Raw genomic sequence first — 6,544 nt, forward strand, 5'->3', positions numbered from 1 at the left:
CACAAGAAAAAGTAATTTTTTAAATTCAGCGTGTTTTGAAGTCATCACTGATAATTATAACAAAAGCTTTTCAGAAAGCAAATTGACATGAAAGATTATCATTTTTAAACTCTATGAGGGTCTATTTTCTTGAAGGCGCATATTTAAGGAATTATAATTAACTGTGTTATGATCAAAGCAGTACTCTTTGACCTTGATAATACTTTGGTTGATTTCATGAAAATGAAAGAGATGGCCGTTGAAGGTGCGGTTGATGCGATGATCGATGCAGGATTAAATATGACAAAGGAAGAGGCTATTAGAAAAGTTTACGAAATTTACGATAGAGAGGGCATAGAGGATCAGAAGGTTTTTGATAAACTGCTTCTTGAACTTTATGGAGAAATAAACTATAAGATACTTGCTGCAGGTATTGTCGGCTATAGAAGGGCTAAGGAAGGGGCACTGGCCTTATATCCAAAGGTTTATTATACTCTAATGGAACTTCTTAAAAGGGGTAAGAGGCTTGCTGTGGTGTCAGACGCTCCGAGACTTCAAGCATGGACAAGATTGGTACAAACGGGTTTGCATCACTTTTTTGAGGTTGTAGTAGCTTTTGAAGATACGAACAAAAGAAAGCCAGATCCAGAACCATTTTTATTTGCTCTCAACAAGCTGGGGGTCAAACCACAGGAAACTCTTATGGTGGGTGATTGGGCGGAAAGAGATATTATAGGTGCCAAAACTCTCGGTATGATAACGGTTTTTGCAAGATATGGGAATACTTTTGGGACCGTTAATTCTGGTGCAGATTACGAAGTGAATTCGGTTGGTGAAATTTTAACTATAATTGAGGAGCTGGATAAAAGTGAAAGCGGGTGACCTTGCTCAGGAACTCGGTGGGAAATTAGAAGGTAATCCCCATTTCCCAGTTAAAAAACCTGTACCAGTGAAAGTTGCGGGGCCTGAAGATGTTACTTTCTTGTTTGATAGAAAGTTTGATGAAGAAAAGGAATTTGGCTTGCTAATTTCTTCTTTTAAACCTCAAAAAGCAAAGTATTCTTCCCTTATTATTGTTGAGGGTAAAGAAGAGGCCATGGCGAAGGTTTTGAAGCATTTTGAAAAGAGGGATGAGTTTGACGCATCTACCCCCATTTCTCCCGATGCCGAAATTCCTGAAGATGTGAAAATACCTCCCTTTTGCTTTATTGGAAAAAATGTGAAGATTGGTAAGGGTACAAAAATTTATCCCTTTGTTTTCATTGGAAGTGATTCCGAAATAGGAGAGAACGTAATTATATATCCTTTTGTTTATATCGGCCATGATGTTAAAATTGGAAACAATACCGTTTTATTCTCGGGTGCTGTTATAGGGGCAGATGGATTTGGCTTCTATCGGACGCCCAATGGGTATGTTAAAATACCTCAAGTTGGGGGTGTTATCATTGAAGAAGATTGTGAAATAGGCGCCAACGCAACTATTGATAGAGCTACGATTGGAAATACAATTATTAAAAAAGGAACCAAGCTTGATGACCAGGTTCATGTGGGACATAATGTTGAAATCGGTGAACACACTGTGATTGCGGGGCAAACAGGGATTGCTGGTAGCACAAAAATTGGAAATTGGGTAATGATGGGTGGGCAAGTTGGAATTTCTGATCATATTGAGATTGGTGATAATGTCATAATACTGGCAAAGGCTGGTGTTGCAAAAAGCATTCCAGGCCCTGGAATTTTTGGTGGATATTTTGCGAGAGAAAGGTCAAAGTTTCTGAAAATTAGGGCCATTGAAGAAAAATTGCCGGAAATTTATGAAAGGTTAAAAAGACTGGAGGAAAGGTTTGAAAGAACGGACGATAAGGAAAAGGATTGAGTTTAAGGGCATCGGATTACATTCTGGTGAGCAAAGTACCGTAATTTTGGAACCGGCAGAGGAAGGAACAGGTATAGTTTTCCATAAATACCCTGATGATGTCGAGATAAAAGCGCACTATGAAAATCTCCACAGTATTAACCGGGGTGTGAATCTTGGCAAAGGAAATGCTGTGGTAATGACTGTTGAACATCTCCTTTCTGCTCTCTGGGGATGCGAAGTGGATAACGTTTATATTGTGGTGGACGGTCCTGAGATTCCAGGAATGGATGGCTCTGCTTTTGAGTTTTCAAGGGAAATTCGAAATACTGGCTTAGTCGAACAATCTAAGGATAGGGAGTATCTCGAAGTAAAAAAACCGGTCAACATCGTCACCCAGGATTTTACGATCTCTGTTTTTCCTTCGCGTGAATTTGAAGTAAGCTACGGTCTACAATACCCCGGTCATCCTTTGCTTTCTTACCAATATGCGTATTTTAGAATCTCACCGGAAACCTATTTTAACGAGATAAGCAGGGCTCGAACGTTTCTTTTAGAAGAAGAGGTTGAAGGAATATTGAATTCAGGACTCGGGAAGGGCGGAAGCCTTGACAATGTGGTTGTAGTAGGGAGGAGGAATTTCGAAGCTAAAGGTGGTCTTTTTTACTCCGATGAACCCGTGAGGCACAAGATTCTTGACTTTATTGGAGATATGGCCCTACTTGGAAGGAGGGTTAGAGGGAAATTCGTTCTGGAAAAGGCAGGACATAAAGCTCATTTAGAACTTGTCAAAGAACTTGACAAGATTTTCGGCGGAGTTGATTTTTCCATTTATGACATTCTTAAGATAATGCCACACAGGTATCCATTTCTTCTCGTTGACCGTATTGAATCTTTATCGGAGAAAAAAGTTGTAGGAATTAAGAATGTTACCATTAATGAGCCCTTTTTTCAGGGACACTTTCCTGAATTCCCCGTAATGCCAGGTGTTTTGATCATTGAGGCAATGGCCCAGGTAGGTGGATTCTTGATCTTGAAGCACATCAAGGCCTCTGACAAAAAACTGATATTATTTGCAGGTATTGATAATGCAAGATTTCGCAAGCCCGTCAAACCTGGAGATACTCTGGTGATAGAAGCTGAGTTGTTAAGATTTGGGGGTAAGATGGCTAAGGTAAAAGCGGTTGCCCGATGCCAGAAGGAAGTAGTTGCAGAAGCAGAGCTAATGGCACAGATTACGGAGGTTGAGAGGTGAAAATTCATCCAACGGCTGTAATAGAGGGAAATGTAGTTATAGGTGAGGATGTTGAGGTTGGCCCGTATGCAGTAATTAGGGGTAATGTAAACATAGGAAATGCTTCTAAAATCGGTACCCATACAGTTATTGAAGGTAACGTGGAAATAGGCGAGAGAAATTTGATTGGTCCTTATGCATACATTGGTGGTCTTCCTCAGGACCTCTCGTATAAGGGAGAAAAAAGTTTTATAAAGATTGGAAACGATAATGTTATCAGAGAGTTTGTTACAATTCATACCGCTTCGGGTGAGGGGAACTATACGAAGGTTGGCGATTCTAATTACATAATGGCCTATGTCCATCTTGCCCACAATGTGGAGGTAGGTAACAACTGCATCATCGTAAACGCTGCACAACTTGCAGGGTATGTGAAGGTGGATGACCACGCCTTTGTTTCAGGGCTTGTAGGAGTGCACCAATTTGCACGAATAGGCGGATTCTCTATTGTTGGGGGTGGAGTTAAGGTCTCTCAGGATGTTCTTCCTTTTATGAAAATTGCAGGAGAACCACCAAAGGTTTATGGGCTTAATATCGTTGGTTTAAAACGTAAAGGGTTCTCAAGAGAGAGAATTGCAGTTTTAAGGGAAGCTTTTGAAATACTTTGCAGAAGGGGACTCTCTTTGCCATCAGCAATTGAAACCATCAAGAATGAACTTCCCATGAATGAAGATATAAAGTATCTCCTTGATTTTATTGCCAGCTCTAAAAGGGGTGTTTTGAGGAGAACGGGACATGAAACAAAAGAAGATTAGAATCGGAGTCGTTGGTGTTGGTCACCTTGGTGAAATCCATGTACGCAATTTGAGAAACATTTCCCTTGATACTCCTTTTGTTGAGTTTGCAGGAATTTTTGACGTGAATCTTGCAAGGGCAGAGGAAATAGGTGAAAGATATAAGGTTAGGGTTTTTTCAACTTACAGGGAATTATTGGATAATGTCGATGCGGTAATCTGCGTTGTTCCGACACAGTTCCATTATCAGGTGGGTAAAGAAGCCTTGGAGAGTGGGAAACATCTATTCTTAGAAAAACCTATGGCTAAAAGCTATGAAGAGGCGGAGGAAATTCTTGCACTTTCAAAGAAAAAAGGACTTATCTTACAGATTGGGCATGTGGAGAGATTCAACCCGGCTTTTACCGCGGTTGCGAGATACATTGAACGGCCTCTGTTTGCCGAAATTCACCGTCTTTCAATCTTTAATCCGAGAGGTGTTGATGTGGATGTAATACTCGATTTAATGATTCATGACATTGACATTGTTTTGTTGTTCTTTAAAGAGGAACCGGTTTCTATTGATGCTGTTGGGGCTCCAATTATTACAGAAAAGGTTGACATCGCCAATTCCCGGCTGACTTTCCCATCCGGAGCGGTAGCGACGCTCACCGCATCCCGTGTTTCCTTTAAAAAAATCAGAAAGGCTCGATTTTTCCAGATAAACTCTTACATAGCTATCGATTATTTGCAGAGGACCGTGGAAATGTTTTGTAGACACAATGACGAAATTCTTCCTTATTTCCCCGAAGTTGATACTAGCATAGAGCCGATTAACCTTGAGTTGAGAGCTTTTATTGATTCTTTAGTTGAGCAAAAAGATCCTCCCGTTACTGGTGAAGAAGGGTTACGGGCTCTCAAAGTTGCGCTGGCGATCAGCGCAAAAGTGCAAGAAAGCTTAAAGAATTATATGATTAGACACCCGGAGGAATTCGGAATTACTCCAGGTTAGGGGTTCTGCAGGTCCCGGAATCCCATCGTTCTCTAATTTGCTTTTTTCTATCCAGTATCTCTTTCCTTCCCTTGAGAAAATCAGGTGATCCTCAACAATCTGTTCTGGTAGTGGAAATCTAAAACGGTATTTTATTAGTTCTTGTGCCCTTTTTTTGTTTTTCAATTTCATGAAGGCCTCTGAAGCCCAAAAGTTCAGGATAAACCAAACGCCTCCACCAAAATAGGTATCTTTTTCACTGTTTATAATGAATCTCCTTAAGCCAATCCCGTCAGGTGAGAGTTCATCATAAATCTTGTTCAAGGTGGTTTCTAAGAAGTTAATATCTTTAATCGCATCAAAGAGAGTAAAGAGTAAAAGATTGGATGCGTCTAAACCCAAAGGTTCATCCCTCAGAGTTTTTTTCATTTTCAAGCAAACTCCATTTTTTTCGAATTTTAAGATTTCGCTGAGAAGATTTTCTAAAAAGTTAGAATATTCAACATATTCAAAGAGGTTGCCTTTTACCTGTTCTTTTCTAATATTCAAGGAATAATAGATTGCACCAAGGGTGTAGGCATGGATGTATTCATCATGCATTTCCCACAAATCTGCGCAGGGTGTATCGAATACCTTAAAAAAATAATTGTCATAGAGTAATTTCAATTCTTCTCTTAAAACTCTTTCATTTTCCATATTTTCGTACTTTAAAACCGTCGCGTACGCAAGCGCAATACCGTCGTATTGCCTTTCGGACCACGGGTCGGTGTATTTTTTGAAATTGGGAGTGTAACGAGCTCTTGGATGAAGTTCCTGATTCAAAAAATCGGGTGAGCCTTTGTCTTTTTCTAAAATAATTCTAACTTTTTCCCCTTCCAATTCTAATAGTGTTTTAAGCCACCAAATTTCTTTATCTACGTTAACTCCATGCTCTATAAGGGATAGAGTAATAAAAGAGTGGTCTCTTAGCCAAACTTTTTGATAAGGTTTGTATGTAGGAGAGGCTAAAAATCCACCGTTTACAGAACAGGATTTAATATACTCAATAAATTTTCTCAACCTTTGCGCCGTAATAATAAAAAGTTAATATTTCCTTGTAGCTTTTTCCGTTTCTCGCAAGCTCTGCGGCACCATATTGACACATTCCAACCCCGTGTCCAAACCCTGCTCCCCTAATAACGAAAACTTCACCAATATTATCAACATAAAAGAGGGAGGAGGGGAGCATATTGGTATCCAATGCCCTCCTGATGTCAAAATCTCCTTCAATGAAGGTAGAATTGTTTTCGCCTTCAATAAAGATTACCTGGGCCCTTCCCGAAGGCCCCCTTTTGGTAACTTTTATATTCAAAATTCTTCCGAGGTGCTTTCCAAATTTTTTCTTTATATTTAATGAGAGTTCAGTGGAACTAATAGCCCTTTCCCACCTGAAATATCTGTTTCCTTTGTCACAATTGGCAGAGATTCCACGATCTATGAAATTTCTAACATCTGTGTCGGTGTATAAGGAGAGGGGTGTGTCTTTTTGATACATGTCTCTCCTTGCTATATAGTAAGGAAGCTTTTTCCCGAAAATTTCTTCTGATGAAGCTAATGCTCCTCCACAACTTGAGTGGTAGAAAACCGTAATAACCTTGTTGTTGTATGTGATAACTTCTCCTCTTGTTTCATTCACGATGCTTTTGAGATATGGATTGTTGTTAAACCCTTCG

At 39.8% G+C, this 6,544-nt stretch carries 7 protein-coding genes; 5 read left to right on the forward strand and 2 right to left on the reverse strand.

Features of this window, described 5'->3' with window-relative positions; genetic code table 11:
• Positions 1–168: 168 nt before the first annotated feature.
• From QMD82_07890 to QMD82_07910, 5 genes are read left to right on the forward strand one after another with little or no spacing between them, the layout of a single operon-like run.
• The gene (locus tag QMD82_07890; GenBank protein MDI6851835.1) at positions 169–861 is read left to right on the forward strand and encodes a TIGR02253 family HAD-type hydrolase; all 693 of its coding nucleotides are present in this window, start codon (positions 169–171) and stop codon (positions 859–861) included.
• Positions 848–1,855 (forward strand): UDP-3-O-(3-hydroxymyristoyl)glucosamine N-acyltransferase, encoded by a 1,008-nt coding sequence (gene lpxD, locus QMD82_07895; GenBank protein ID MDI6851836.1) that lies wholly within the window; start codon positions 848–850, stop codon positions 1,853–1,855. Before QMD82_07890 ends, lpxD begins: the two co-directional genes overlap by 14 nt.
• Positions 1,824–3,089: a UDP-3-O-acyl-N-acetylglucosamine deacetylase gene (gene lpxC, locus QMD82_07900; GenBank protein MDI6851837.1), complete on the forward strand. Its 1,266-nt coding sequence runs from the start codon at positions 1,824–1,826 to the stop codon at positions 3,087–3,089. The genes lpxD and lpxC overlap by 32 nt, the downstream gene beginning before the upstream one ends.
• The gene (gene lpxA / locus QMD82_07905; GenBank protein ID MDI6851838.1) at positions 3,086–3,883 is read left to right on the forward strand and encodes an acyl-ACP--UDP-N-acetylglucosamine O-acyltransferase; all 798 of its coding nucleotides are present in this window, start codon (positions 3,086–3,088) and stop codon (positions 3,881–3,883) included. The genes lpxC and lpxA overlap by 4 nt, the downstream gene beginning before the upstream one ends.
• Positions 3,864–4,853, forward strand: a complete 990-nt coding sequence (locus tag QMD82_07910; GenBank protein MDI6851839.1) for a Gfo/Idh/MocA family oxidoreductase — start codon at positions 3,864–3,866, stop codon at positions 4,851–4,853. Before lpxA ends, QMD82_07910 begins: the two co-directional genes overlap by 20 nt.
• On the opposite strand, the gene QMD82_07915 is transcribed toward QMD82_07910, so the two are convergent.
• Positions 4,800–5,891, reverse strand: coding sequence for a glycoside hydrolase family 15 protein (locus QMD82_07915; protein ID MDI6851840.1), 1,092 nt, complete (start codon positions 5,889–5,891; stop codon positions 4,800–4,802). The two genes, QMD82_07910 and QMD82_07915, sit on opposite strands and share 54 nt — an antisense overlap.
• Positions 5,875–6,544: SpoIID/LytB domain-containing protein (locus QMD82_07920; protein ID MDI6851841.1), on the reverse strand; the 670-nt coding region annotated here is incomplete at its 5' end. The genes QMD82_07920 and QMD82_07915, both read right to left, overlap by 17 nt.

It is taken from the genome of bacterium (assembly GCA_030019025.1).
In the GTDB taxonomy this organism is placed as follows: domain Bacteria; phylum Hydrothermota; class Hydrothermia; order UBA1063; family UBA1063; genus UBA1063.